The 24,918-nt window shown below is 61.5% G+C and carries 25 protein-coding genes, 1 tRNA gene and 1 pseudogene; 13 read left to right on the top strand and 14 right to left on the bottom strand.

The features are described 5' to 3' along the window. Window positions 1-17: 17 nt before the first annotated feature. From tolB to nadA, 6 genes and pseudogenes are all read left to right on the top strand, one after another. Window positions 18-1,298 (top strand): Tol-Pal system beta propeller repeat protein TolB, encoded by a 1,281-nt coding sequence (gene tolB, locus VRB54_RS18640; RefSeq protein WP_032871425.1) that lies wholly within the window; start codon window positions 18-20, stop codon window positions 1,296-1,298. 59 nt (window positions 1,299-1,357) lie between these two features. Then, window positions 1,358-1,858: a peptidoglycan-associated lipoprotein Pal gene (gene pal, locus VRB54_RS18635; RefSeq protein ID WP_003209827.1), complete on the top strand. Its 501-nt coding sequence runs from the start codon at window positions 1,358-1,360 to the stop codon at window positions 1,856-1,858. 6 nt (window positions 1,859-1,864) lie between these two features. Next, window positions 1,865-2,696: pseudogene (gene ybgF, locus VRB54_RS18630) on the top strand (tol-pal system protein YbgF). Window positions 2,697-2,860: 164 nt separating this feature from the next. Next, window positions 2,861-3,508 (top strand): 7-carboxy-7-deazaguanine synthase QueE, encoded by a 648-nt coding sequence (gene queE / locus VRB54_RS18625; protein ID WP_338478330.1) that lies wholly within the window; start codon window positions 2,861-2,863, stop codon window positions 3,506-3,508. A gap of 111 nt (window positions 3,509-3,619) precedes the next feature. Further along, window positions 3,620-3,695 (top strand) — tRNA-Lys (locus VRB54_RS18620). A 595-nt stretch (window positions 3,696-4,290) separates the two neighbouring features. Then, window positions 4,291-5,349, top strand: coding sequence for a quinolinate synthase NadA (gene nadA / locus VRB54_RS18615; protein WP_338478329.1), 1,059 nt, complete (start codon window positions 4,291-4,293; stop codon window positions 5,347-5,349). A 69-nt stretch (window positions 5,350-5,418) separates the two neighbouring features. Here the strand turns inward: nadA and VRB54_RS18610 are convergent, their stop codons facing one another. The 14 genes from VRB54_RS18610 to VRB54_RS18545 form a co-directional block, all read right to left on the bottom strand. Next, on the bottom strand, window positions 5,419-5,907 hold the full coding sequence (locus VRB54_RS18610) for an RDD family protein (protein ID WP_338478328.1): 489 nt from the start codon (window positions 5,905-5,907) through the stop codon (window positions 5,419-5,421). A gap of 94 nt (window positions 5,908-6,001) precedes the next feature. Continuing rightward, entirely contained in the window at window positions 6,002-6,214 is a 213-nt protein-coding gene (locus VRB54_RS18605; RefSeq protein ID WP_003237709.1) for a cold-shock protein, read from the bottom strand. 392 nt (window positions 6,215-6,606) lie between these two features. Next, window positions 6,607-7,731, bottom strand: a complete 1,125-nt coding sequence (gene gcvT, locus VRB54_RS18600) for a glycine cleavage system aminomethyltransferase GcvT (protein ID WP_338478327.1) — start codon at window positions 7,729-7,731, stop codon at window positions 6,607-6,609. Window positions 7,732-7,784: 53 nt separating this feature from the next. Continuing rightward, entirely contained in the window at window positions 7,785-10,625 is a 2,841-nt protein-coding gene (gene gcvP, locus VRB54_RS18595) for an aminomethyl-transferring glycine dehydrogenase (protein WP_338478326.1), read from the bottom strand. Between the two features lie 10 nt (window positions 10,626-10,635). Next, entirely contained in the window at window positions 10,636-11,019 is a 384-nt protein-coding gene (gene gcvH, locus VRB54_RS18590; RefSeq protein WP_231422874.1) for a glycine cleavage system protein GcvH, read from the bottom strand. A gap of 306 nt (window positions 11,020-11,325) precedes the next feature. After that, window positions 11,326-12,834 (bottom strand): sigma-54-dependent transcriptional regulator, encoded by a 1,509-nt coding sequence (locus VRB54_RS18585; RefSeq protein ID WP_338478325.1) that lies wholly within the window; start codon window positions 12,832-12,834, stop codon window positions 11,326-11,328. A gap of 172 nt (window positions 12,835-13,006) precedes the next feature. Further along, complete coding sequence (locus VRB54_RS18580) at window positions 13,007-13,369, bottom strand: DUF5064 family protein (protein ID WP_338478324.1); 363 nt, start codon at window positions 13,367-13,369, stop codon at window positions 13,007-13,009. A gap of 219 nt (window positions 13,370-13,588) precedes the next feature. Continuing rightward, the gene (locus VRB54_RS18575) at window positions 13,589-14,938 is read right to left on the bottom strand and encodes a CoA transferase (RefSeq protein ID WP_338478323.1); all 1,350 of its coding nucleotides are present in this window, start codon (window positions 14,936-14,938) and stop codon (window positions 13,589-13,591) included. Window positions 14,939-14,978: 40 nt separating this feature from the next. Continuing rightward, entirely contained in the window at window positions 14,979-16,322 is a 1,344-nt protein-coding gene (locus VRB54_RS18570; RefSeq protein WP_338478322.1) for a HAMP domain-containing sensor histidine kinase, read from the bottom strand. Window positions 16,323-16,390: 68 nt separating this feature from the next. After that, window positions 16,391-16,867 carry a Spy/CpxP family protein refolding chaperone gene (locus tag VRB54_RS18565; RefSeq protein ID WP_209984207.1) on the bottom strand — a complete coding sequence of 159 codons (477 nt, stop codon included), beginning with the start codon at window positions 16,865-16,867 and terminating at the stop codon, window positions 16,391-16,393. A 300-nt stretch (window positions 16,868-17,167) separates the two neighbouring features. Next, entirely contained in the window at window positions 17,168-17,845 is a 678-nt protein-coding gene (locus VRB54_RS18560; protein ID WP_338478321.1) for a response regulator transcription factor, read from the bottom strand. A gap of 7 nt (window positions 17,846-17,852) precedes the next feature. After that, entirely contained in the window at window positions 17,853-18,260 is a 408-nt protein-coding gene (locus VRB54_RS18555) for a translation initiation factor 2 (protein ID WP_338478320.1), read from the bottom strand. Between the two features lie 106 nt (window positions 18,261-18,366). Continuing rightward, complete coding sequence (locus tag VRB54_RS18550) at window positions 18,367-18,666, bottom strand: YciI family protein (RefSeq protein ID WP_338478319.1); 300 nt, start codon at window positions 18,664-18,666, stop codon at window positions 18,367-18,369. A 1-nt stretch (window position 18,667) separates the two neighbouring features. Next, a complete protein-coding gene (locus VRB54_RS18545; protein WP_057007151.1) occupies window positions 18,668-19,264 on the bottom strand; it encodes a septation protein A in 597 nt (198 codons plus the stop codon). A gap of 87 nt (window positions 19,265-19,351) precedes the next feature. Between VRB54_RS18545 and VRB54_RS18540 the strand changes: the two genes are divergently transcribed. From VRB54_RS18540 to rluB, 7 genes are all read left to right on the top strand, one after another. Next, window positions 19,352-20,215 (top strand): PHP domain-containing protein, encoded by an 864-nt coding sequence (locus tag VRB54_RS18540; RefSeq protein ID WP_338478318.1) that lies wholly within the window; start codon window positions 19,352-19,354, stop codon window positions 20,213-20,215. Window positions 20,216-20,228: 13 nt separating this feature from the next. Further along, on the top strand, window positions 20,229-20,858 hold the full coding sequence (locus VRB54_RS18535; protein WP_003237737.1) for an L-threonylcarbamoyladenylate synthase: 630 nt from the start codon (window positions 20,229-20,231) through the stop codon (window positions 20,856-20,858). A gap of 120 nt (window positions 20,859-20,978) precedes the next feature. Further along, a complete protein-coding gene (locus VRB54_RS18530; RefSeq protein ID WP_164365898.1) occupies window positions 20,979-21,677 on the top strand; it encodes a segregation and condensation protein A in 699 nt (232 codons plus the stop codon). A 12-nt stretch (window positions 21,678-21,689) separates the two neighbouring features. Continuing rightward, window positions 21,690-22,619, top strand: a complete 930-nt coding sequence (gene scpB, locus VRB54_RS18525) for an SMC-Scp complex subunit ScpB (RefSeq protein ID WP_338478317.1) — start codon at window positions 21,690-21,692, stop codon at window positions 22,617-22,619. 139 nt (window positions 22,620-22,758) lie between these two features. Beyond that, window positions 22,759-23,157, top strand: a complete 399-nt coding sequence (locus tag VRB54_RS18520) for a hypothetical protein (RefSeq protein WP_338478316.1) — start codon at window positions 22,759-22,761, stop codon at window positions 23,155-23,157. Between the two features lie 70 nt (window positions 23,158-23,227). Next, window positions 23,228-23,419, top strand: coding sequence for a DUF1289 domain-containing protein (locus VRB54_RS18515; protein ID WP_032879732.1), 192 nt, complete (start codon window positions 23,228-23,230; stop codon window positions 23,417-23,419). A gap of 144 nt (window positions 23,420-23,563) precedes the next feature. Continuing rightward, window positions 23,564-24,787: a 23S rRNA pseudouridine(2605) synthase RluB gene (gene rluB, locus VRB54_RS18510; protein ID WP_338478315.1), complete on the top strand. Its 1,224-nt coding sequence runs from the start codon at window positions 23,564-23,566 to the stop codon at window positions 24,785-24,787. The last annotated feature ends 131 nt before the right edge of the window (window positions 24,788-24,918 follow it).

Genomic DNA, 24,918 nt, shown 5'->3' with positions numbered 1-24,918 from the left:
GAAACCTTCTTCGAGGAATGCTTGTCGTTATTTGCTGTATGGCAGGGATAGCGGCGGCGGATGAAAAGAACATCCTGGTAACCAGCGGCAGTGATCGGGCCACCCCGATCGCGGTGGTGCCGTTCGGCTGGCAGGGCGGCAGCGTGCTGCCGGATGACATGGCCCAGATCGTCAGCGACGACCTGCGCAACTCCGGTTACTACGCACCGATTCCAAAAGGCAACATGATCAGCCAGCCAACCCAGGCCAGCGAAGTCAGCTTCCGTGACTGGAAAGCAGTGGGCGCGCAGTACCTGATGGTCGGCAGCATCACGCCGGCCGGCGGTCGCCTGCAGATCCAGTACACCTTGTTCAACGTGGCCACCGAGCAGCAGGTTTTGACCGGCAGCGTGTCGGGGACTGCGGAGCAACTGCGCGACATGGCCCACTACATTTCGGACCAGTCGTTTGAAAAGCTCACCGGCATCAAAGGGGCGTTCTCCACGCGCCTGCTGTATGTCACGGCTGAGCGTTTCTCGGTGGACAATACCCGTTACACGCTGCAGCGCTCGGATTACGACGGTGCACGCGCCGTAACCCTGCTGCAATCGCGTGAGCCGATCCTGTCGCCGCGCTTTGCACCGGATGGCAAGCGTATTGCCTATGTCTCGTTCGAGCAGAAGCGCCCGCGCATCTTCGTCCAGCACATCGACACAGGGCGTCGTGAGCAGATCACCAACTTCGAAGGCCTCAACGGTGCGCCGGCCTGGTCGCCGGATGGTTCGCGCCTGGCATTCGTGCTGTCCAAGGACGGCAACCCGGATATCTACGTGATGAACATGGCTTCGCGCCAGATCAGCCGCGTGACCAGCGGTCCTGGCATCAACACTGAACCGTTCTGGGGCAAGGATGGTTCGACCATCTACTTCACCTCCGACCGGGGCGGCAAGCCACAGATCTATAAAACGAGCGTGGGTGGTGGTGGCGCAGAACGCGTAACCTTCATTGGCAACTACAATGCTAATCCGAAGCTTTCGGCCGATGAAAAGACGTTGGTGATGATTCACCGTCAGGATGGTTTCACTAATTTCCGGGTTGCGGCCCAGGATTTGCAGCGTGGAACCGTAAAAATCCTTACAGATACCAACCTTGATGAGTCAGCCACTGTTGCGCCCAACGGCACCATGGTAATCTACGCCACCCGCCAGCAGGGCCGGGGAGTCTTGATGCTCGTGTCCATTAATGGACGCGTAAGGCTCCCGCTTCCTACCGCACAAGGCGAAGTCAGAGAACCATCCTGGTCCCCTTACCTGAACTGACGCGGCGCTACAAAAAAAGAGATTTGCTTAACACACTGGGGTTCATTAGGAGTTTCACGATGGAAATGCTGAAGTTTGGTAAGTTTGCTGCTCTGGCTCTGGCTCTGTCCGTAGCCGTTGGTTGCTCGTCCAAAGGCGGCGACAACGCCGGTGAAGGCGCAGCTGTTGATCCAAACGCTGGTTACGGCGCTAACACGGGTGCAGTTGACGGCTCCCTGAGCGAAGAAGCTGCTCTGCGCGCTATCACCACTTTCTACTTCGAATACGACAGTTCGGACCTGAAACCAGAAGCCATGCGCGCTCTGGACGTTCACGCCAAGGACCTGAAAGCTAACGGCGCTCGCGTTGTTCTGGAAGGTAACACCGACGAACGTGGTACTCGTGAGTACAACATGGCACTGGGCGAGCGTCGTGCGAAAGCCGTTCAGCGCTACCTGGTACTGCAAGGTGTTGCTCCAGGCCAACTGGAACTGGTTTCCTACGGTAAAGAGCGTCCAGTTGCTACTGGCCACGACGAGCAGTCCTGGGCTCAAAACCGTCGCGTCGAACTGCGTAAGTAATTCGTCATGCGAACGTGCCGTCGTGCTCTAACTGTATTGGCTCTCAGCCTCGCACCGCTTGCGGTGTGGGCTGCGGTTCCTGTAACGGACAGCAACTCAGGCTATAACAATAGCGGGAGCAGCTATCCGCCAGCGGGTTATGGCACGAACGGCGCCTATGCCGGGGGCGGCGACGTCCGCCCCTTCGGCACAGGGCGAACTGTTCAATCAGCTGCAACGCATGCAGGATCAATTGGCGCAGCAACAAGGCACCATTGAAGTTCTGCAGAATCAGGTGAATCAGCTCAAGCAAGAAGGCCTGGAGCGTTACCAGGATCTTGATCGACGTATTGGAGCCGGCGTAACACCTGCCGCTACTCCTGATAATTCTTCTGCCGGTGGCGCGCCAAGTGCCGCTGCCGGTGGTGCAGCAGCAGGGGCGGCTGCCAGCCAGGCCCCTGCCGCGAGCAGCGAACCGGGCGATCCGGCGAAGGAAAAACTGTATTACGATGCAGCCTTCGACCTGATCAAAGCCAAGGATTTTGACAAGGCCAGCCAGGCATTTGCGGCTTTCCTGCGCAAATACCCAAACAGCCAGTACGCGGGCAATGCCCAATACTGGTTGGGCGAGGTCAACCTGGTCAAGGGTGATCTGCAAGGTGCCGGCCAGGCGTTTGCCAAGGTCAGCCAACTGTACCCCAAGCACGCCAAGGTGCCGGATTCGCTGTACAAACTCGCTGACGTAGAACGCCGCCTGGGTCATACCGACAAGGTCAAAGGCATTCTGCAGCAGGTAGTGGCCCAATATCCGGGTACTTCAGCTGCACAGTTGGCCCAACGGGATCTGCAGCGCTTGTAAGCCATGCAGTCCGTTTAGAAGAAACCCGCGCCTGGCGCGGGTTTTTTCGTTAGAATCCACGCCCTTTTATGACACCCGCTTCCTGGGGTCGGCGCATTGGCGCAACCCCTTGAAGTGCCTGACGGAGGCGGACAGCCTGTTTAGCTGTTACGCCCGTGGCGACTATGCAAGACACATTACGTATTACCGAAGTTTTTTACTCGTTGCAGGGTGAAACGCGAACCGCCGGCCTGCCCACGGTTTTTGTGCGCCTCACCGGTTGCCCGTTGCGCTGCCAGTACTGCGACAGCGCTTACGCCTTCAGTGGTGGCACCGTGCGTACACTCGACGACATCCTCGAGCAGGTTGCCAGCTACCGGCCACGCTACGTCTGTGTGACGGGCGGCGAGCCCCTGGCCCAACCCAATGCCATTCCCTTGCTCAAGCAGTTGTGCGACGCCGGCTACGAGGTGTCTCTGGAAACCAGTGGTGCGCTGGATATCTCGGCCGTTGATCCGCGTGTAAGCCGTGTGGTCGACCTCAAAACACCAGGCTCCAGGGAAGCACACCGTAACCTCTACGAGAACCTGGATTTGCTGACGGCCAACGATCAGGTCAAGTTCGTCATCTGTTCCCGTGAAGACTACGACTGGGCCAACTCCAAGCTGATCCAATATGGCCTGGACCGTCGCGCCGGTGAAGTGCTGTTCTCTCCCAGCCATCACGACCTGAACGCCCGCGACCTGGCAGACTGGGTGGTGGCGGACAACCTGCCGGTACGTCTGCAATTGCAGTTGCACAAGTACCTGTGGAACGACGAGCCTGGCCGCTGAGAGGGCCTGAAAACGGCCACAATTGCAGATGCAACGCGGTATTTCTGATTTATTTCAAATAAGGTGTTGAATAATCCTTAGAAATCAGTATTATACGCGCCACCACACAGCGGGTCGTTAGCTCAGTTGGTAGAGCAGTTGGCTTTTAACCAATTGGTCGTAGGTTCGAATCCCACACGACCCACCATATTTGGCGGTTTAGAAAATCCGGAAGGCCCACGAAAGTGAGGATTTCCGGGTTTTTTTTGCCTGGTTGAAAAGTCAAAATCAACCCGCTGTCAATCGCTCCCCATCTTGGTTAAATTGGAGACTGCTTCACTCACGACAGGGATCGTCATGACTACGCTTTCACCCATCAGCTCCAGCCTCAGCCCGATTCTGCGTCTTGCGGGTCAACCACTTGTCGCCCAGCCACGCGATACTCCTGTTGCCGATCGACCTTCATCCGTCGTCAGTGGGCAACGTGGTATCCGACACGCTCTCCAGTACCTACTCTCTGCGTGGGCAACTGCCCGGCCCGCTGTGCTGCTGCAGGAAGATCCCTGCGCACTGTCGCGCTGACAACATCCATAAAACAGGAAACCCGGTTTCCTGTTTTTATGCCTGACAGATGCGCACGTCATCCCCAGATTAGGCTTTTGAATCCATTCGATATTCTGTAGCCTTGCGCAGCTTCACCCGTGCTTGATGAACACAATCACTTCGTCCGGCGGCGCCCGAAGGGCTCCAAAGCCGGTGGTACACTCGACTTTCGCGCAACTGCGCCTGCAGGTCTTGCGAACATGACGCACATTTCCGAACGCCTACTGGTTCAAGCCCATCTCGACGCCAAGCAGCCCAAGGCCCTCAGCGCCGACGAAGAGGCCGCCCTGCGCGTCGCTATCGCCGCCGAGCTCAAAGCTCAGGACGCGGTGCTGGTTGCCCACTTTTACTGCGATCCGGTGATTCAGGCCCTGGCCGAAGAAACCGGTGGCTGTGTCTCCGACTCCCTTGAGATGGCGCGCTTCGGCGCTGCTCACCCGGCCAAAACCGTACTGGTGGCCGGCGTGCGTTTCATGGGCGAGACCGCCAAGATCCTCACACCTGAAAAACGCATTCTCATGCCGACCCTGGAGGCCACCTGCTCCCTGGACCTTGGCTGCCCGGTGGATGAGTTTTCGGCGTTCTGCGACCAGCACCCCGAACGCACCGTGGTGGTTTATGCCAACACCTCTGCAGCGGTCAAGGCCCGTGCCGACTGGGTGGTGACCTCCAGCTGTGCGCTGGAAATCGTCGAGAGCCTGATGGACAACGGCGAGACCATCATCTGGGGCCCGGACAAGCACCTGGGCACTTACATTCAGCGTCAGACCGGCGCCGACATGCTGCTGTGGGACGGGGCCTGCATCGTTCACGAAGAGTTCAAGTCCAAGCAGCTCGAAGACATGAAGGCGCTGTACCCGGACGCTGCGATCCTGGTGCACCCGGAGTCGCCGACCGCCGTGATCGAACTGGCGGATGCGGTGGGTTCCACTAGCCAACTGATCGCCGCCGCGCAGCGCCTGCCTAACAAGACGTTCATCGTGGCGACGGACCGCGGCATCTTCTACAAGATGCAGCAGCTGTGCCCGGACAAGGTTTTTGTCGAAGCGCCCACAGCGGGCAACGGCGCCGCATGCCGCAGTTGCGCGCACTGCCCGTGGATGGCGATGAATACCCTGGAGCGCACGTTGCAGTGCCTGCGTGAAGGCAGTAACGAGATATTCGTCGAGCCGTCGGTGATCCCCCATGCGGTGCGCCCGCTCAAGCGCATGCTGGATTTCACCCAGGCTGCGCGGCTCAAGCTGACCGGCAACGCCTGACGCCAGCCGGACATCGCTAAAATGTGGGAGGAAGCTTGCTCCCACAGTTGGATTTTCATTATTTCGGGATTATTTTTTCTGCTTGGGGATTCGCACCAGTTGCGTGTCCGAGTAGATGTCATGCCAGCTGCGTTTTTGCTTGTCGAACAATGACCAGACAAACCCAAGCCCCACGCACAGCCACGACGCAATCGATACCATAAAGCGCAACAGCGCCTGCCACAGGCTGATACGCGAGCCGTCGGCGTTCTGCACGCGCACGTCCCAGACCTGCATGCCCAGGGTCTGCCCGGAGTGAGTCCAGAACTTGGCAAAAAAGCCGAACAGCACAAACAGCAGAAGGGTCGACAGTACCGGGTCACCGTCCAGCGCGCCGGACTCGCTGAGCGTGCGCATGTTCGCTTCGCCCACGAACGCAATCCACACCAGCTTGTAGATAAAAGCGGTGACGATCAGCAGCGCAGTGCACAACAGAGCGTCATAGAGCATCGCTGCCAGGCGACGACCCAGGCCGGCGGCGGGAAACGCGCCCTGGGGGCTCAGCAGGGGCTTGGGCATGGCAGGGCTCTCGCACGAAAATACGCAGTTTACGGAATCGCGCCCATAAAAAAGCCCCTGATGTCATATCAGGGGCTTTTTGTTGCAGGAGGGATCAGCCTTCTGCTTGTACTTCGTCAGCCTGCATGCCCTTCTGGCCTTGCACAGCAACGAAAGTCACTTTCTGGCCTTCTTTCAGGCTCTTGAAGCCGTTGCCCTGGATGGCGCGGAAATGCACGAACAGATCCGGACCGCTTTCTGGCGTGATAAAACCAAACCCTTTTTCGTCATTGAACCACTTGACGGTACCGCTCTGACGTGTGGACATTTCTTCTTTCCTTTGACGCTAAAAATTAATGACAGCCCCTTTCACATGAAAGAGCACTGGGCTGGGTTGCAGGAAAGTAAGAGACGTCGAACGGGTTGTAGCAAACTAGATCAGCTACTGCCCAGGTCCAGGTTCCAAGCGACCCATGCAAACACAGTGGACAAACTCTACGCCAACTAACGCAGAAAAAACAAGCCCTGCCAAACCCCCAGTGTTTACTCGGCCTCGTGGCACTTTGATCAATAAGTCAGCGCGACCTTATTCGATAGAGAAGTTCACTTGTTATAGGTGATTGCCTATAAGAAAGTCTATCGACGATGCACTGTTTTATGGCGGTTGCGTGACAGTTTAGTGCGCGTTAACGCAACCGCGTTACTTATAGGAACGGTCAATCAGCCACGGTAGTAACGTTGCGGCACAAATGGCATTTTACTTACACGTAATGGCACCTTTTTCCCACGCACCAATGCTGACACCTCGGTATCCAGCGCAGTGAACGTGCTGTCCAGATAACCCATTGCCAACGGACCACCCAGGCTCGGGCCGAAACCGCCGCTGCATACGCTGCCGATAACGGTGCCCTGTTCGTCGACGATCTCTGCGCCTTCACGCACGGGTGTCCGTTCCTGGGGCAGCAAGCCCACGCGCTTGCGGTTTACGCCGGCCTGTTGCTGGCTGAAGATGTGTTCGGCGCCCAGGAAGCCGCCGGCGCGTGCGCCGTCGCTACGACGGGCCTTGGAGATCGCCCACAGCAGGCTCGCTTCAATCGGCGTGGTGTCGGTGTTCATGTCATGGCCGTACAGGCACAAGCCGGCTTCCAGGCGCAGGGAGTCACGGGCGCCGAGGCCGATGGGCTGCACTTCGGTTTCGGCCAGCAGGCTGCGCGCGAGGCTTTCGGCATTGGCAGCGGGTACCGAGATTTCAAATCCATCTTCACCGGTATAGCCCGAACGGCTCACGTAGCAATCAACCCCCAGCAGGCGAACGCTGGCGAACTGCATGAACGTCATGCGGGTGACTTGCGGCGCCAGGCGCGCCAGTACCTTGACCGCCTCCGGGCCCTGCAGGGCCAGCAGCGCGCGCGCTTCGAACAGTGGTTCGATGCTGCATTGATCACCGATGTGTTTGCGCAAGTGCGCCAGGTCCTGATCCTTGCAGACGGCGTTGACCACCAGAAACAGTTCGTCGTTGCCCAGGTTGGCCACCATGAGGTCGTCGAGAATGCCGCCCTGGCCGTTGGTGAACATCGCGTAGCGCTGCATGCCCACCGGCAGGTCGATGATGTCGACCGGCACCAGGGTTTCCAGGGCTTTGGCGGCATTGGCGCCGCTGAGGCGGATCTGGCCCATGTGGGACACGTCGAACAACCCGGCGTGCTCACGGGTGTGCAGGTGTTCCTTCATCACGCCCAGCGGGTATTGCACCGGCATGTCGTAGCCGGCGAAGGGCACCATGCGTGCGCCGAGTTCGAGGTGCAGGGCGTGCAAGGGCGTTTTCAATAGATTGTCGGTGGACATGTTCAGCTCCTGGAAAAGTGCGAAGTGTGAGAGGGAGCAAGCTCCCTCTCATCTCAGGCGTAGCTTTCGATGGACGGGCAGGCGCACACGAGGTTGCGATCACCGAACACGTTGTCCACACGCCCAACCGGCGGCCAGTATTTGCCGTCGATCAGCGACGCAACCGGGTACACCGCCTGTTCACGGCTGTACGGATGGCTCCACTCGCCAACCAGCTCCGCCGCGGTGTGCGGGGCGTTTTTCAGGGGGTTGTCGTCCTTGTCCAGCGTGCCGTTTTCCACTGCGCGGATCTCTTCACGGATGGCGATCATGGCCTCGCAGAAGCGGTCCAGTTCTTCTCGTGATTCGCTTTCGGTCGGCTCGATCATTAACGTGCCCGCTACCGGAAACGACATGGTCGGCGCATGGAAGCCGAAGTCGATCAGGCGCTTGACCACGTCATCCACGCTGATGCCACTGCTGTCCTTGAGCGGACGCAGGTCGAGGATGCATTCGTGGGCCACCAGGCCGTTGCTGCCGGTGTAGAGCACCGGGTAGTGCTCTTCGAGGCGACGGGAAATGTAATTGGCATTCAGGATCGCCAGCTGCGAAGCACGCTTGAGGCCTGCGCCGCCCATCATGCTGATGTACATCCAGGTGATCGGCAAAATGCTTGCACTGCCGAACGGCGCCGCGCACACCGCGCCTTCCTTGCGTGCCATGGCCGCGTGGCCCGGCAAAAACGGCGTCAGGTGCGACTTGACGCCAATCGGGCCAACGCCCGGACCGCCGCCGCCGTGGGGGATGCAGAACGTCTTGTGCAGGTTCAAGTGGGACACGTCGCCGCCGAACTTGCCCGGCGCGCAGAGGCCAACCATCGCGTTCATGTTGGCGCCGTCGATGTACACCTGGCCGCCGTTGTCGTGAATGACGCCGCAGATTTCACGGATGCCTTCCTCGAACACGCCGTGGGTGGACGGGTAGGTGATCATCAGCGCGGCGAGGTGCTCGCGGTGCTCGATGGCCTTGGCGCGCAGGTCGTCGATATCGACGTTGCCGCGAGCATCGCAGGCGGTAACCACCACGCGCATGCCGGCCATGTTGGCGGTGGCTGGGTTGGTGCCGTGGGCCGATGAGGGGATCAGGCAGATGTCGCGACGTTCATCGCCACGGCTCTGGTGATAGGCACGAATGGCCAGCAGGCCTGCGTATTCGCCCTGGGAACCGGCGTTCGGTTGCAGCGAAATCGCGTCGTAGCCAGTGGCCGCGCAGAGCATGGCTTCCAGGTCGGCGGTCAGCTCCAGATAGCCGGCACTTTGCTCGGCCGGGGCGAATGGGTGCAGGGCACCGAATTCGGCCCAGGTCACCGGGATCATTTCGCTGGCGGCGTTGAGCTTCATGGTGCACGAGCCCAGCGGGATCATGGTGCGGTCCAGCGCCAGGTCCTTGTCGGCCAGCTTGCGCAGGTAGCGCATCAGCTCGGTTTCGGAATGGTAACGGTTGAACACCGGGTGGCTGAGGATCGCTGAGGTGCGCAGCAGCGCGGCAGGCAGGCGGCCTGCAATCTCGCTGTCGAAGGCCGGCACAGGCTTGCCATCGGCGAAGATCGACCACAGGGTTTCGATATCGGCCTGGGTGGTGGTTTCGTCGACCGACAGGCCCACGCGCTCGGCATCCACCGCGCGCAGGTTGATGCGCTGGGCGCGCGCCTTGTCGTGCAGGGCGTTGGTGTTGGCGCCGGTGTGGAGGGTGAGGGTGTCGAAGAAGTGTTGCTGCTCCACCTCCAGGCCCAGAGCAGTGAGGCCTTTGGCGAGGATCGCAGTGAGGTGATGAATGCGCTGGGCGATTTGGGTCAGGCCCTTGGGCCCGTGGTACACGGCGTACATGCTGGCGATGTTGGCCAGCAGCACCTGGGCAGTGCAGATGTTGCTGGTGGCTTTCTCGCGACGAATATGTTGCTCGCGGGTCTGCATGGCCAGGCGCAGGGCCGGCTTGCCGAAACGGTCGACGGAAACGCCGACCAGACGGCCCGGCATGTCGCGCTTGAACGCATCCTTGGTAGAGAAGTACGCCGCGTGCGGGCCACCGAAGCCCAGCGGTACGCCAAAGCGTTGCGCGCTGCCGATGGCCACGTCAGCGCCGAACTCGCCCGGCGGGGTCAGCAGGGTCAGTGCCAGCAGATCGGCGGCTACGGCCACCAGCGCATTGGCGGCGTGGAAACGCTCGGTCAGCTCACGGTAGTCGAACACATCGCCGTTGCTGGCCGGGTATTGCAGCAGAGCGCCGAAGAAGGCACTTACGTCGCTCAGCTCGCGCTCATCACCCACCACCACGTCGATGCCCAGTGGCTCGGCACGGGTGCGCAGCACATCCAGGGTTTGCGGGTGGCTGTGGATCGACGCGAAGAAGGCATTGCTGCCCTTGTTCTTGCTCAGGCGTTTGCAGAACGTCATGGCTTCGGCGGCAGCGGTGGCTTCGTCGAGCAGGGAGGCGTTGGCGATTGGCAGGCCGGTGAGGTCGCTGATCAGGGTCTGGAAGTTCAGCAGCGCTTCCAGGCGGCCTTGTGAAATCTCTGGCTGGTAAGGGGTGTAGGCGGTGTACCAGGCCGGGTTTTCCAGCAGGTTGCGCAGGATCGGCGATGGCGTGTGACAGTTGTAGTAGCCCTGGCCAATGTAGGTCTTGAACAGTTGGTTCTTGCCGGCGATAGCCTTGATTCTGGCCAGGGCCTCGGCTTCGCTCAGGCCGTCTTCCAGGCCGAGCACGCTGGTGCCCTTGATGCTTTCCGGGATCACGCTGGCGCTGAGGGCTTCGAGGGAGTCAAAACCCAGGCTGGCGAGCATGTGCTGCTCGTCCTGCGGGCGCGGGCCGATATGGCGGGCGATGAATTCGTTGGCAGTGCCGAGAGTGATGGTCATGGTGGGCTCCTCAAGCTTCAGCGTTGGCTTTGATCAGGCGATCGTACGCGTCCTGATCGAGCAATTTGGCGACCGCCTCGGCATCGGCCGGTTTGAAGCGGAAGAACCAACCTTCGCCCATCGGGTCTTCGTTGACCAGCTCCGGGCTGCCATCGAGCTTGTCGTTCACTTCCAGCACTTCGCCGTCCAGCGGCATGTACACGCCACTGGCCGCTTTCACCGACTCCACGGTGGAGGCTTCAGCGCCTTTGGTGTAGGCCTGCAACTCCGGCAGTTGCACGAAAACCACATCACCCAGCGCGTTCTGCGCGAAAGCGGTGATACCCACAGTGACGCTGCCGTCGGCTTCGGCGCGTAGCCATTCGTGATCTTCAGTGAAACGCAACTCGCTCATGGAAACTCCTGGGGCCAGAATCGGAATGATGGGAGTTGGTTAGCAATATTGCGGCCAATATGAATAATTACATATAAATCAATGAGTTGATAAATATGAATATAACGTTAGAGGTGTTGTGTGTAGCGATATCGTTACGGGTCGGGCTGTGAAAAAAGCCCATGTGGATCAAAGCCTTGCAGGGCGCGTCAAAACAGCGGGTGTATCGATATCGTTCCACTGTAGCGCTTTCAGTACACTGGATGTCGTTCCTGGACCAAAACCCAAGGCCGAAGTGCACTCCCACATTTTGATCGATGCACAGCTTCAGAGTTTGTTGGGGATGCCGTACTTGCGCAGGCGATGGGCGATAGCCGTGTGGGAGGTCTGCAACCGGCTCGCCAGTTGGCGGGTCGAGGGGTAGCGGCTGTAGAGCTTGTCCAGCAGGTCGCGCTCGAAGTCTTCCACTGCCTGTTCCAGGCTCTCGACCTCGCCGTCGCTCTGGCGCGCCACGGACGTGCCGGCGATATCCAGGTCGCCAATGTCCACCAGGCTGCTTTCGCAAATGGCCGCGGCGCGGAAGATCACGTTCTGCAATTGCCTGACGTTACCCGGCCAGCGGTTGTCCAGCAGGGCCGGGTAGGTGCCGGGTGCCAGGCGGCATACCGGGCGCTGGATCTGCGCGCAGGCCTGCTGCATGAAGTAGCGCGCCAGCAGCAGAATGTCCTGGCCGCGCTCACGCAGCGGCGGCACTTCGACATTGAGCACATTGAGGCGGTAGAACAGGTCTTCGCGAAAGGTGCCCTCGCTGACCATTTTTCCCAGGTCGCGGTGGGTGGCGCTGAGGATGCGCACATTGACCTTCACCTCGCGATCACCGCCCACTCGACGAAAGCTGCCGTCGTTGAGAAAGCGCAGCAACTTGGCCTGCAGGTACGGCGACATTTCGCCGATTTCATCGAGAAACACCGTGCCCTGGTTCGCCAGTTCCATGAGCCCCGGCTTGCCGCCGCGCTGGGCGCCGGTAAAGGCGCCGGGGGCGTAGCCGAACAGCTCGCTTTCGGCGAGGTTCTCTGGCAGCGCCGCGCAGTTGAGCGCCAGGAACGGCGCACTGTGCCGCGCGCTGATCGCATGGCAGGCACGGGCCACCAGCTCCTTGCCGGTGCCGGTTTCACCCTGAATCAGCAGCGGTGCATCCAGCGCCGCCACCCGCTGCGCACGCGCCTTCAAGGTGCGGATCACCGGGGATTCCCCCAGCAGTGCATCAAACCCCTCGGCATGGTCATGGTGCAGCGCCGACAGTTGCTCGCCGATGCGGTTGGGCTGGTAAAGGGTCAGCAGTGCGCCGGCATCGGTGATCGGCGTGGCGTCCAGCAACAGGGTCTGGCCGTTTACGCTGATTTCGCGCAAGGGCAGGCGAAAGCCGTGTTCGAGCAAGGCGTCGAGGAGCGCCGGGTCACTGAACAGTTCACTGATGCTTTCGCCGGCAGGTTCGCGTCCGTACAGCGCGATCAACGCCGGGTTGGCCAGCAGGATCTTGCCCGCGCTGTCCAGGGCCAGCACCGGGTCGGTCATGGCGGCCAGCAGCGCATCGAGTTGCAGGTGCCGGCGCTGACCCGGGAGGATGTCGACCACCGTCACCGCCTGCACGCCCTGCACGCTGAACAGCGCGTCGCGCAGTTCTTCCAGCACCGCAGCGCTGAGGGTCGGCGCGTCGATATACACGTTGGGCGGCACCATCTCCACTGCATCCAGGTTGAGATTGCGCCCACCGAGCAGGGCCAGGACTTCCTGGGTGATGCCGACGCGGTCGATGAAGCTGACGTGGATACGCATGGGGCGCTAGTAATTCTGGGGAGCGGGAGGCGGCAAGTATGCCTTGCAGATGACGCAGATCAAAATGTGGGAGCGGGCTTGCTCGCGAAAGCTGTGAGTCAGTCAACATATCCATCAACTGACACACCGCCTTCGCGAGCAAGCCCGCTCCCGCAGGGGAGTGGCGGTGTTCTTACTCCAGGTGCTCGGGTTTGACCGGGTCACCGGATTTCAAATCCAACTGATGGCGCACATCCTCGAACATCTGGTCGTATTGCTTGTGCATGGTGCCGTTCAATACCGCGGTTTTCGGCATGCCGTACCTGTAGGCGATGTGCATGGCGTGCCGGGCAAAGTCGAAGGCCTGGTCCTTGGGCAGGAAGAACTCCTCGTTGAGGTCCTTGCCCTGCACCGAACCGTGCAACTTGAACAGCATGCCCGTGCCTTCCTTGGGGTCCTGGCTGACTTCGTAATCGATGTGCAGATTGTAGCTGTAGTCGTCCTGGTTGAGCGCATGGCGCTCGACATGCAGGTGTCCAGGTTCAAAGGTGGCCATCGGCATCTCTCCTCTATGTCATGGATAGTTGAACCGCTCCCACAGCTCTGACCGCGTACAGCCGTTGAAATGCGATCCGACGGTGGGAGTCTCCGCTAAATTTGAGTCAACGCTGTCGCGCGGCAAACTGGCCACTCTGTGGCAAGCCGGCTCGCCACAGGGATGTGGTTGCCTGAAATAACTCATGCGCAGTCGATACTCGATAGGAGCAGACCTGATTTACCACTGCGCCCGGTGCGAGCCCAATTCCTGCGCCGGCAAATCCCATTGCAACGGCGTGCCGCTGATGTTCAACGGCGCCAGCAGCCGGTGCGCCGGGCCCCAGGCGGTCTGCTCCACCACCAGGCCTTGATCGCCGGGCTCTTCGGCACGCAATGCCGGTTGCTCCGGTACTTGTCCCGCCTCCAGCAAACACTTCGCCGTTCGCGCCAGGGACACGCGCGCCGAACCGCCACGCCCTGATCGCAGGCGCTCGCTCAAGGCCTGAAGGGCGCTGGCCGCCATCAGATAACCGGTCGCGTGATCCAACGCCTGCACCGGCAGCGGCACCGGTGTGTCGGCCTGTTTCCAGGCCATGCCCGCCTGGGCAATTCCGCAGCTCATCTGCACCAGGCTGTCGAACCCGCGACGATTGCGCCACGGGCCGCTCCAGCCGTACGCATTGAGGCCGACGTCGATCAGGCCGGGAGCCAGCGCCTGCCACTCAGCCGCCGTGTAGCCCAGGCGTTCCAGGGCATCGGCGCGGTAGCCATGGATCAGGATGTCGGCGTCCTTGAGCAACCCTTCGAACACCTGGCGATCGTCGCTGCGCTTGAGGTCCAGCCGGGCGCAGCGTTTGCCCAGGGTCATGTCCGGCACCACTCCCGGCTCGTTCCACGTCGGTGAGTCGATGCGCAACACGTCTGCGCCCAATCCTGCGAGAAAACGGCTGGCCACGGGACCGGCCAATACGCGGGTCAGGTCCAGCACCTTGACACCGGCCAGCGGCCGCGCAATGGAACCGAGCCAGGGCGTTTCGCGGGCAGCGGCAAAGGTCTCGCGCTGCACCAGCGGCTCGCTGTTCACCGCCAGTCCCTGGGGGTGACGTTGCCAGTCCTGCGCGGAACGCATCTGCGCGGCGCAACCATTGGCCTGCACAATCGCCTCTTCCAGTTCGGCGGCATTCCAGCGGGCGACTTTCCCGGCCATGTCGGCACGGTCGGCCACCTTGCCGAGTACCCGTTCGGCCGCCGCGCGATGATGGGGCGCATTGGTGTGCAGGCGAATCCAGCCATCGGCGCTGGCGTAGTCGCCGGCGACCGCGTCCCACAGTGGCGGCACCTGCCAGCCCTGCGGGCGGATCGAGGAGGCGAACCAGAAAGACGCCAGACGTCGATCGACACTCACTTCGGGCAGGCGCCCGGTCTGTTGTTCGATCAACCGTGCCACGGCCTGACCGGCGGCGGCAATGCTGGCGCTGGCCAGGTCAGTGACGGCGAAGGCCGAGGGCAGGGCGCCGGCCCCGTTGAAGGTCGGCGCGGTGGCGGGCAGTGCGAGTGCGGCTTGGATGGTGTTGAGCAGGTCAGTCATCTAGGGCCCTCCGTAAGAGAAGGGCCACTATAGAAGATCATCACACCGCTGTGACAACCCCGGGCACCAACGGCAGGTCGATGCTCGCTATAAACCCGCCGTCGGCATGGTTGGCCAGGATCAGGCTGCCGCCATGGCGCTCGGCGGCACGGCGCGCAATCGCCAGGCCCAGGCCATGGCCCTGGGCGGTCTGGCCGGGCGCGCGGTAGAACGGCTCGCCGAGCTGGCTCAGGTGCGCGGCTTCGACGCCCTGGCCGTGGTCGCGCACGCTGATCAGGATGCGCTCGCCCTGAAGCTGCGCCTGCAACTCGATGGGTTGCCCGGGCGGGTTGAAGCGCTGGGCGTTGCGCAGCAGGTTATCCACCGCTCGCTCGATCATGGTCGGCCAGCCCTTGAGGTGAAGGTCGGCGGCGGCGGTGAGCTGCACCGTCTGTTCCGGCGCGCTGAGCTGGGCGTCTTTTTGCAGGGTCTTGAGCAGCAGGTTGAGGTCGATGTCCTCGACGCTGGCGTTGTCGGCATCCACCCGCGCCAGCACCAGGATCTCGCTGATCAGTGCTTCCAGGCGGTCGCATTCGCGGGTCAGACGCGGCCAGAGCTTTTCCCGTTCTTCGCTGCCGGCGCGTTCGGCCAGGGCCAGGGCGATACGCAGGCGCGCCAGCGGCGAGCGCAGTTCGTGGGATACATCGCGCAGCAGTTGGCGCTGGCTGCCGATCAGGCTTTGCAGGCGGGCGCCCATGCGGTTGAAGTCGGTGGCAAGTACGCCGAATTCATCGCGCCGGTTGGCCAGGCGCGCCAGGCTGTTTTGCTGATAGGTGGCCTGGCCCAGGTCATGCACCGCGCCGCGCAGGCGGCTTAGTGGGCGCGTGATGGACAGCGTCACGAACAGGCTGAACAAGGTCAGCACCACCAGGGCAATCGCCAGGGCGCTCAATGGCCACGCCAGGCTGCTGCGGTGCCATTGGTCGAGTTCCGGGTGTGGAATACGGTAGATGAACAGGTAGGTGTCGCCGGTTTTTTCGCTGGTGTATTCGGCGGTCAGGCGCCGCCAGGGCAGGGGACCGTCCTGCCCGTCGGTCTGGCGTGCTTCAAACGCAGCGGCCCGTTTTGGAAAGGTGCCACGCACCACCGCTTCGCCGCTTTCGTTGAGCACCTGCACGTCGATGTGATACTGACGCTTGCGCTGTTGCAGCAGTTCCTGCGCCGCATCCTCGCCCTGGGCCTCGTACAGATGGGTCCACTCTTCGGCCAGGTTGCTGACGCCGGGATGACGGCTGAGAATCCAGGCGTCCTGATTGAGCATATGCCCAAGCAGTAGCGACAACCCGGCAACCAACGCGATGGCCAGCCAGAAACTGGCCAGGATGCGCCAGAACAATGAACGCACAGGAAACCCTCAAACAGGAAAAGCCCAGCGGCGCAGGGCCGCTGGGCTGGGGGAGTAACACTAGGGCATTATTGCGCTTTTTGCGGCTGTTGCGCTTTCCAGGCTTTGAATTCTCGCCATTCGGCACGACGCTGGTCCTGCTTCTTGACGATCTCGTCGAACTGCTTCTGCTGCTCGGGCGTCAGCACAGCGCGAATGCTGCTTTGGGTTTTCTTGCGGCTGGCGTCCTTCTCATCCTGCATGGCTTTCTGGTCGGCAGCCGGCATTTTGTCGAGGTACTTTTTGACCAGCTCGCGACGGCCTTCCATCTGTTCGCGCATCAGGCGGCCGATCTGTTGATGCTGTTCAGGGGTCAGGTCCAGCTCGCGCAACGGACCACCCCGGCCACGTGGGCCATGATCAGCGCCAGGGCCTGGGCCACCCATCATGTGACCTTCAGGGCCGCCCATCGGGCCAGCGCCAGGGCCTGGACCTTCCGGCATGGCGGCCATGGCAACAGCGGGCAGGGCAGTGGCGAACATCAGAGCGATAAGGGTCTTGCGCATGGTGATTCTCCTGTCTCTATTCCGGTGAGTCCGGATGTGAGTAGAGTACGGCGATCAAGGTCAACCGCTGTCAGCACAGGGTAAAGCTTCGGTAAAGACGATTTGGCGGGCGCCTGACAAAGTTGTCACGGCGAATGGCGCTACAGGCAGTTTCGTGGCGGTGGGGCTTGTCCTGTGGCGAGCAGGCTTGCCCCCCACCAGGCTCTGAGGTTTCCTTAATGGGGGAGCTTCGCACCCCAACGCGAGGCAAGCTCGCTCGCCACAGAGGTATTCGCTGATTCCCAGAGACCTGCGCGTCTTTTAGAGGCTGTAGTAGTAACCACGGCTGCGCAGCGCCACGATCCGTGGCCGACCATCCGGGTGCGGGCCGATTTTTTTGCGCAGGTTGCTGACGTGCATGTCCAGGCTGCGATCGTACAGCGTCAGCTTGCGGCCCAGGGCGATCTGCGCCAGTTCCTGCTTGTCCAGCGGCTCGCCGGGCTGGCGCAGCAAGGCTTCCAGCAAGCGGCTTTCGGAGACGGTGAGGGCAAATTCCTGCTCGTCGATGCTGACCACGCCACGAACCGGGCTGAAGCACAGGTCGCCGAGTTCGAGCTGGGTGGACACGGCGGCGGGGTGACTGCGGCGCAGCACCGCGCGCAGGCGGGCGGTGAGTTCGCGGGGGTCGCAGGGCTTGGCCAGGTAATCGTCGGCGCCCAGTTCCAGGCCGAGAATGCGGTCCAGCGGTTCGCCCCGGGCCGAGAGCATCAGCACCGGCAGATCGGGGTGGTCGTTGCGCAGTTGCTTGAGCAGTTCCAGGCCGCTGCCGTCGGGCAGCATCACGTCAAGCACCACGGCGGCGGGTGCGCTGTCGGCCAGGGTTTTACGGGCGGTCAAGCCATCGTGGCAGGCGCGCACCTGGAAACCTTCCTGGCTCAACCAACTGGTCAGCAGCTCGCAGAGCTCCTGGTCATCGTCTATCAGTAACAGCTCGCTCATGACTCACTCAATTTAGCCATTGTCGACGGCGACGGTGCCCACCGCTGGCGAAGATCCCGCACAGCAGGGCGATCAGGGCGACGGCGGCGCCAGTGACAAACCACTGCTGCTGCTCGGTCAGCCAGCGGCTCAAGGCCCCGCCCTGGGTTTCTTTAAGCTGCTGGACCAGGCGTTGGTTCTCCTGGCGCAAACGGCTCAGTTGAGCGCTTTCACGGTTGGTGTCCGCAGTTTGCAGTTGCCTGCTCAGTTCTTCACGCAGCCGTTCACTTTCTTTCAAGCGTTGCTGCAACTCGTTCATCTGGCTGCCCGCACTCAGAGACAACGGTGTGGAGCTGCCGTTGTTCGAGGTTTCTTCAGCGTGGGCCGTGGCCCCGGCCATGATGACTGCCAACAGACACAACTGAGGTAAGCGCATCGGAACTCCTGATTCCACACGAATATTCAGAATGTTGTCGGCAGGTTACCGGGAATAATGAACAATTAGGAGCGCGCCGAACCGATAAGGTTCGGCGCCGCCTGAATCAAGGCAGGACTTGCTTGAACGGTTTGACGGTGACGTTCGCATACACGCCCGCCGTGACATACGGATCGGCGTCGGCCCAGGCCTTGGCATCGGCCAGGGACGCGAACTCGGCGACGATCAGGCTGCCGGTGAAACCGGCGTCGCCCGGGTCATTGCTGTCCACCGCCGGGTGAGGGCCGGCCAGTACGATCCGGCCTTCGGCTTGCAGCACTTTCAGGCGCTCGACATGGGCCGGGCGCACGGACAGGCGTTTTTCCAGCGAGTGGGCAACGTCGGTGGCAATGATGGCGTAGAGCATGTCAGTCCTCGGTTTTCGGCGTGGTGGGGTCGGTGTCATGCAGGTGGCGCGACAGGTAGATACCCTGGGCGACCAGGAACAGCACGGTCATGCCCAGGCTGCCGAAGACTTTGAAGTCGACCCAGTAGTCCTGGAACGTGAAGGCGACGAACAGGTTGGCGGCGCCGCAGAACAGGAAAAACACGATCCAGGCTATGTTCAAGCGGGTCCACACGGGCTCCGGTAGCGTCAGCGCGTGGCCCATGATCCGCTTGATCAGCAGGCGGTCACCGATGAAGTGGCTGCCGATAAACGCCAACGCGAACAGCCAGTTAACCACCGGGGCTTTCCATTTAAGGAAGGTTTCGCTGTGGAAGGCCAGGGTCAGGCTGCCGAAGACGAGGCAGGCGATCAGGGTCAGCCATTGGCTTTTTTCGAGTTTGCGCTGGGAGATGAAGATGGCGCCGTAGACCACGACAGAGCTGATGATCAGCACGGCGGTTGCGCTGTAGATGCCGCCGAAGGTGAGTTCGTGGCCGGCCAGATCGATGACCCGGGGGTCGAGTTTGTAAACGATGAAAAACAGCAACAGCGGGATGAAGTCGATGAATTGTTTCACAGTAAGAGCCAGAAGCTGGATGTGGCGGCATAATAACAAACATCCTTGGTTGCGATAGCGCCAGCTGACTTGAGGTTACAGACCCCCGTGAATGTTGATTTGCACTGCCACAGCACGGCCTCCGACGGCGCCCTGGCGCCTTCGGTACTGGTTGCGCGTGCGTTCGAAAAAGGCGTGCGAGTCCTGGCGTTGACCGACCACGATACCGTTGAAGGCCTCGACGAGGCCCGCGCGACAGCCCAGAGCCTGGGCATGCAACTGGTCAATGGCGTGGAGTTGTCGTGTACCTGGGGCGGCGCCACCATTCATGTGCTGGGCTATGGTTTTGACCAGAACGCGCCGGCGCTGGTCGCCGCCATCGCCCAGTTGCACGATGGTCGCTGGCTGCGGTCCGAAGAAATAAGCCGCAAGTTGAGCCTCAAAGGCATGCCCGGTGCGCTCGATGGCGCGCGCGCCATCCAGCAGGAACTGGGCGACAGCGGCAATGCGCCGGCCCGACCGCACTTCGCCGACTGGATGGTGCGCGAGGGCTTCGTGAAGGACCGCGCCGAAGCGTTCCGCAAATGGCTGGGCGCCGGCAAGCTGGGCGATGTGAAGCAACATTGGCCGACTCTGGAAGACACCGTGCAGACCCTGCGGGCCGCCGGGGCCTGGGTCAGCCTGGCGCATCCCTGGCATTACGATTTCACCCGCAGCAAGCGTCGCAAGCTGATTGGCGATTATATGGGGGCCGGCGGCCACGCGATTGAAGTGGTCAACGGGCATCAACCCGCCGATCAGGTGGGCAGCCTGGCGATCCTTGCCCGCGAATTTGGTCTGCTGGTCAGTGCCGGCAGTGATTTCCATGGCCCAGGCGGCTGGTCCGAGATCGGCGAGTACCGCGCAATCCCGGAAGATTTGCCGCTGTTGTGGGGGCGATTCAAGCATGACCCCATTATTGCCACCGTCTGAACAGGTAGAGAACGTGAGTCAATTCTTCCAGATTCATCCGGAAAACCCCCAGGCGCGCCTGATCAAACAGGCGGTCGAGATCATCCGCGCCGGCGGTGTGGTGATCTACCCCACGGATTCGTCCTACGCTATCGGTTGTCAGATCGGCGACAAGAGTGCGGTTGAGCGTGTAAGACGCCTGCGTGACCTGGACAAGAACCACAACTTTGCGCTGATCTGCAGCGACCTGTCCCAACTGGGCCTGTTCGCCAAGGTCGACACCGGCACCTTCCGCCTGCTCAAGGCCCACCTGCCCGGGCCCTACACTTTTATTCTCAACGCCACCCGCGAAGTGCCACGCCTGCTGCTGCACCCGAAGAAACGCACCATCGGCCTGCGCGTGCCCGAGCACCCGATTGCCCTGGCGCTGCTGGCCGAGTTGGGCGAGCCGTTGATGAGCGTGTCGTTGATCATGCCCGGCGACACCGAACCGCTGGAAGACCCCTACGAAATGCGTCAGCTCCTGGAAAAACAGGTGGACCTGATCATCGACGGCGGCTTCGGCGGCGGCAAGGCGTCCACCGTGATCAACCTGGCCGACGGTGAGCCGCAGGTGGTGCGGGTCGGTTGCGGCGACCCGACGCCCTTCATGGTCGAGGCCTGAATGTCGGCCGTGGAAACCGCCGATCCCCAGGCGGGCGCCCAGCAGGAACTGCCATTTGCCATGGTCTACGGCCAGGCCGTGATGGAAATGCCGCTGGACCTGTACATCCCGCCGGACGCTCTGGAAGTCTTCCTTGAAGCCTTCGAGGGCCCGCTGGACTTGCTGCTCTACCTGATCCGCAAGCAAAACATCAACATCCTCGACATCCCGGTGGCAGAAATCACCCGCCAGTACATGGGTTATGTCGAGTTGATGCAGTCGGTGCGCCTGGAACTGGCTGCCGAGTACCTGGTGATGGCTGCCATGCTTGCCGAGATCAAGTCGCGCATGCTGCTGCCACGTTCCGAAACCGTCGAGGCCGAGGAAGACGACCCGCGCGCCGAGCTGATCCGCCGCCTGCAGGAGTACGAACGCTTCAAGGCGGCTGCCGAAGGCATCGATGGCCTCAGCCGCGTGGGCCGTGACGTGGTGGTACCCAAGCTGGACGCGCCCGAGGCCCGCGCGCGCAAGCTGCTACCGGACGTGAGCCTGGAAGAATTGCTGATGTCCATGGCCGAAGTGCTGCGCCGTGGCGACATGTTTGAAAGCCACCAGGTCAGTCGCGAGGCGCTGTCGACCCGCGAACGCATGAGCGACGTGCTTGAGCGCCTCAAGGGCGGCGGGTTTGTGCCGTTTGTCGAGCTGTTCACCGCCGAGGAGGGGCGCCTGGGTGTAGTGGTCACGTTTATGGCGATCCTTGAGTTGGTCAAGGAATCCCTTGTCGAGCTGGTGCAGAATGAGCCTTTTGCGGCTATCCACGTGCGGGCGCGAGCCGAATAAAGAGCTGAATCGATGAATCTGACTGAACCCCGTGAACTGGCGCCGCTGCTGGAAGCCTTCCTCCTGGCCTCGGGCAAGCCACAATCTCTGGAGCGCCTGTTCGAACTCTTTGAGGAGGCCGAACGCCCCGAACCGCCAGTGTTCAAGAAGGCGCTGGAGATCCTGCGCAAGTCCTGCGACGGCCGCGCCTTTGAACTGCGCGAAGTGGCGTCGGGTTATCGCCTGCAAATCCGTGAGAAGTTTTCCCCGTGGGTCGGCCGTCTTTGGGAAGAACGCCCGCAGCGCTATTCGCGGGCGATGTTGGAAACCATGGCGCTGATTGCCTATCGCCAGCCGATCACGCGGGGCGAAATCGAGGATGTGCGTGGCGTGGCGGTGAACAGCCATATCGTCAAAACCTTGCTGGAGCGCGAATGGATCCGCATCGTCGGCTACCGCGACGTGCCCGGTAAGCCGGCGATGTTCGCCACCACCAAGGTGTTCCTCGACCATTTCAACCTGAAGAACCTCGACGACCTGCCGCCCCTCGCCGAATTGCGCGAGATGGAAGCCGAGCCGGTGCTCGATTTCGACGACGCGCCGGTCCCGGCCAGCCTGCAGGAACTGGCCGATGCCACGGCGGAGCCTGAAGCGCCGAAGGATGAAACCAGCTTCCATACCTTGCTGCTGGAACTGGACGATATGGAGCAGGGCATCAAGACCGACTTTGACGATCTGCTGCGAGAGGGTTCTGCCGAGCCTGAACCCTCGTTGAGCGCTGAGCCTGAAGCCCAGGCAGAACCTGCAGAACCCGAAGAAGACATTCTCGGCGTCGCGGCCGCCCGGGAAAAGCTTCTGGCCGCCGTTGCGGCGCTGGAACCCCCTCAATTGAGTGACGAAGAGGCCGAAGCCCAGGCCTTGGCTGAAGCGATTGAAAACGAGCGCCGTTCGTTCGAATCCTGATTTCGCCGCCTGCTTACCTGTTAGTTCTGACAGTTGTTCCACCCAGGTGTCCGGCGTTTACTTGCCGAACGCCATTGCACTTGTGCCTTTTCATTCTGCGGTGGTGGCAGTCCCTCTCTGTTGATAAGGATGATCCATTATGAAAAGCACTCGTCGATACCTCGTGGCTTCATTGGGCGCGATAGCGTTAATGAGCCTGGATACCTTGATTTCTGCTCAGGCGATTGCGGCGCCTTATAACCCGCTCAGTGGTGATGTCAGCGTCAATATCATTGCCGGGGCCGCTCCCGCTGGCGCTATTGGTGTGAGTACCGGGCCGACCGGAGTGGGGCGGCCCGTGTATTTCCGCCCGGGTTCGTCTGAAGCGTTATTCATCGGTGCCAGCAACACGCTGCCGGCGGGGTGCAAACCCACGGATTTCAAGGATGACGACGGCACGAGCATTCCGGTTCTGGTCAAACTCGACTGCAATGGCAAGCCCTGGCAAGCCAAGCTCTCGAAGACGGGCAAAGTATTCAGTGTCAAACCTCTGCCGTGATCTAGGGTAAGGTGACTTCTGTGATAGGCGCTGGCGCAAGAATGCCGCCAGCTCCTATGGAGGATCGCCCATGAGTTCAACCAAAGACCCCTGCATCAGTATCTGCAAATTCGCCGATGACATCTGCGTGGGCTGCGGCCGCAGCAAGCGCGAAATCCGTGCCTGGAAGAAGCTGGACAAAGTCGACAAGCGTACGGTGCTGGCCGAAGCCGAGCTACGCCTGCTTGCGCTGGGCGCCACCGGTCGGCGGAAAAGCAAATGAGCGGGTCCTTATCGACTACTCTGTGATGCGCAACGCGCGCCATACGCGTATGATTCGCGACCCTTTGCCGACGCAGTCGCGCAAAGCCCCGCTTTCTACACTCTTCAGGCCAGGCCTGAATCGACCCACCGGGAGGTGCTTAAGATGAACGACAAAGACCAGAACGACAGCCAGGAAATCGGCCCAGCAGGCGAAAAACTGCAAAAGGTGCTGGCGCGTATCGGCGTGGGCTCGCGCCGCGACGTCGAAGCCTGGATCACCCAGAAGCGCATCAAGGTCAACGGCGTCGAGGCCACTCTCGGCCAGCGCGTCGACTTGCACGATGCAATCACCATTGATGGCAAGGTCATCAAGCGTGAAGAGGCCGCCGAATCGGTACGCCGTGTGATCATGTACAACAAGCCCGACGGCGAGATCTGCACCCGTGACGACCCGGAAGGCCGTCCGACCGTGTTCGACAAGATGCCCAAGCCCAAGGAAGGCCGCTGGATCAACATCGGCCGCCTGGACATCAACACCACCGGCTTGCTGATGTTCACCACTGACGGTGAGCTGGCCAACCGCCTGATGCATCCTTCCTACGAGATGGACCGCGAATACGCGGTGCGTGTACGCGGCGAAGTCGACGACGAGATGATCGAACGCCTCAAGGCGGGCGTGGTGCTCGAAGACGGCCCGGCGAAGTTCACCGACATCAAGCAGGCCCCCGGTGGCGAAGGTTTCAACCACTGGTACCACTGCGTGGTGATGGAAGGCCGCAACCGTGAAGTGCGTCGCCTGTGGGAATCCCAGGGCCTGGTGGTCAGCCGCCTGAAGCGCGTGCGTTTCGGCCCGGTGTTCCTCAACTCCGACCTGCCGATGGGCCGCTGGCGCGAAATGAGCCAGTACGAAGTCGACATCCTCAGCGCCGAAGTCGGCCTGACCCCGGTCGCCATGCCGCAGATGAACGCCAAGAGCAAAGACAAGCTTGAGCGTATGCAGCGCAAATCGTCGCGCCCGGTGCCGCGCACCGAGCGTGTGGCACGCACCCTGCGCCCGGCGCTGGATGCACCGGCCGCCGGCGGGCGTATCTCCCGTCAGCCGCACATCGAAGGTGAACGTCGTCCTACCGCGCCGTCGCGCCAGGAAGGCGAGCGTGCACCGCGCGCCCCGCGTCCTGCCCGTGGCGAAGCGCCGAGCGGCGGTCGCAGCAACCGTGGTGAAGCGGACCGTCCGGCTGACAATGCCAGCACCAAGCGTCCGGCCAAGCCGGCGGCGAACAAGCGGCCCGGCCCGAAACTGGTCGCCGACGAGCCATCGGGCAAGCGCCGTGGCGCACCTGCGGGTTCGGGACAGCGTCCTGGGTTTGGTCGCAAGAAGCCGCAGTGATGTAAGTGCTGCATAAAAAAACGCCAACCTTCGGGGTTGGCGTTTTTTTCGATCTGAATTTGCAATGCATTCCACTGTGGGAGCTGGCTTGCCTGCAATGGCGGTGTGTCAGTTGATTCACATGCCAACTG

This window comes from Pseudomonas trivialis (genome assembly GCF_036864995.1).
Lineage (GTDB): Bacteria > Pseudomonadota > Gammaproteobacteria > Pseudomonadales > Pseudomonadaceae > Aquipseudomonas > Aquipseudomonas trivialis.
Note: the sequence above shows the minus strand (reverse complement) of the source record. Positions and strands in the feature narration are given on the sequence as shown.

Coding starts and splice junctions, on each gene's coding strand:
- VRB54_RS18580 (WP_338478324.1), bottom strand. CDS start 13,369: ATGGCCACCTTTGAACCTGGACACCTGCATGTCGAGCGCCATGCGCTC.
- VRB54_RS18520 (WP_338478316.1), top strand. CDS start 22,759: ATGAAAAGCACTCGTCGATACCTCGTGGCTTCATTGGGCGCGATAGCG.
- VRB54_RS18585 (WP_338478325.1), bottom strand. CDS start 12,834: ATGCGTATCCACGTCAGCTTCATCGACCGCGTCGGCATCACCCAGGAA.
- scpB (WP_338478317.1), top strand. CDS start 21,690: ATGAATCTGACTGAACCCCGTGAACTGGCGCCGCTGCTGGAAGCCTTC.
- gcvT (WP_338478327.1), bottom strand. CDS start 7,731: ATGTCCACCGACAATCTATTGAAAACGCCCTTGCACGCCCTGCACCTC.
- VRB54_RS18550 (WP_338478319.1), bottom strand. CDS start 18,666: ATGCTCTACGCCATCATTGCCACCGACGTTGCCCACTCGCTGGAAAAA.
- rluB (WP_338478315.1), top strand. CDS start 23,564: ATGAACGACAAAGACCAGAACGACAGCCAGGAAATCGGCCCAGCAGGC.
- tolB (WP_032871425.1), top strand. CDS start 18: ATGCTTGTCGTTATTTGCTGTATGGCAGGGATAGCGGCGGCGGATGAA.
- VRB54_RS18605 (WP_003237709.1), bottom strand. CDS start 6,214: ATGTCCACACGTCAGAGCGGTACCGTCAAGTGGTTCAATGACGAAAAA.
- queE (WP_338478330.1), top strand. CDS start 2,861: ATGCAAGACACATTACGTATTACCGAAGTTTTTTACTCGTTGCAGGGT.
- gcvH (WP_231422874.1), bottom strand. CDS start 11,019: ATGAGCGAGTTGCGTTTCACTGAAGATCACGAATGGCTACGCGCCGAA.
- VRB54_RS18515 (WP_032879732.1), top strand. CDS start 23,228: ATGAGTTCAACCAAAGACCCCTGCATCAGTATCTGCAAATTCGCCGAT.
- VRB54_RS18575 (WP_338478323.1), bottom strand. CDS start 14,938: ATGACTGACCTGCTCAACACCATCCAAGCCGCACTCGCACTGCCCGCC.
- nadA (WP_338478329.1), top strand. CDS start 4,291: ATGACGCACATTTCCGAACGCCTACTGGTTCAAGCCCATCTCGACGCC.
- VRB54_RS18555 (WP_338478320.1), bottom strand. CDS start 18,260: ATGCGCTTACCTCAGTTGTGTCTGTTGGCAGTCATCATGGCCGGGGCC.
- gcvP (WP_338478326.1), bottom strand. CDS start 10,625: ATGACCATCACTCTCGGCACTGCCAACGAATTCATCGCCCGCCATATC.
- VRB54_RS18565 (WP_209984207.1), bottom strand. CDS start 16,867: ATGCGCAAGACCCTTATCGCTCTGATGTTCGCCACTGCCCTGCCCGCT.
- VRB54_RS18610 (WP_338478328.1), bottom strand. CDS start 5,907: ATGCCCAAGCCCCTGCTGAGCCCCCAGGGCGCGTTTCCCGCCGCCGGC.
- pal (WP_003209827.1), top strand. CDS start 1,358: ATGGAAATGCTGAAGTTTGGTAAGTTTGCTGCTCTGGCTCTGGCTCTG.
- VRB54_RS18560 (WP_338478321.1), bottom strand. CDS start 17,845: ATGAGCGAGCTGTTACTGATAGACGATGACCAGGAGCTCTGCGAGCTG.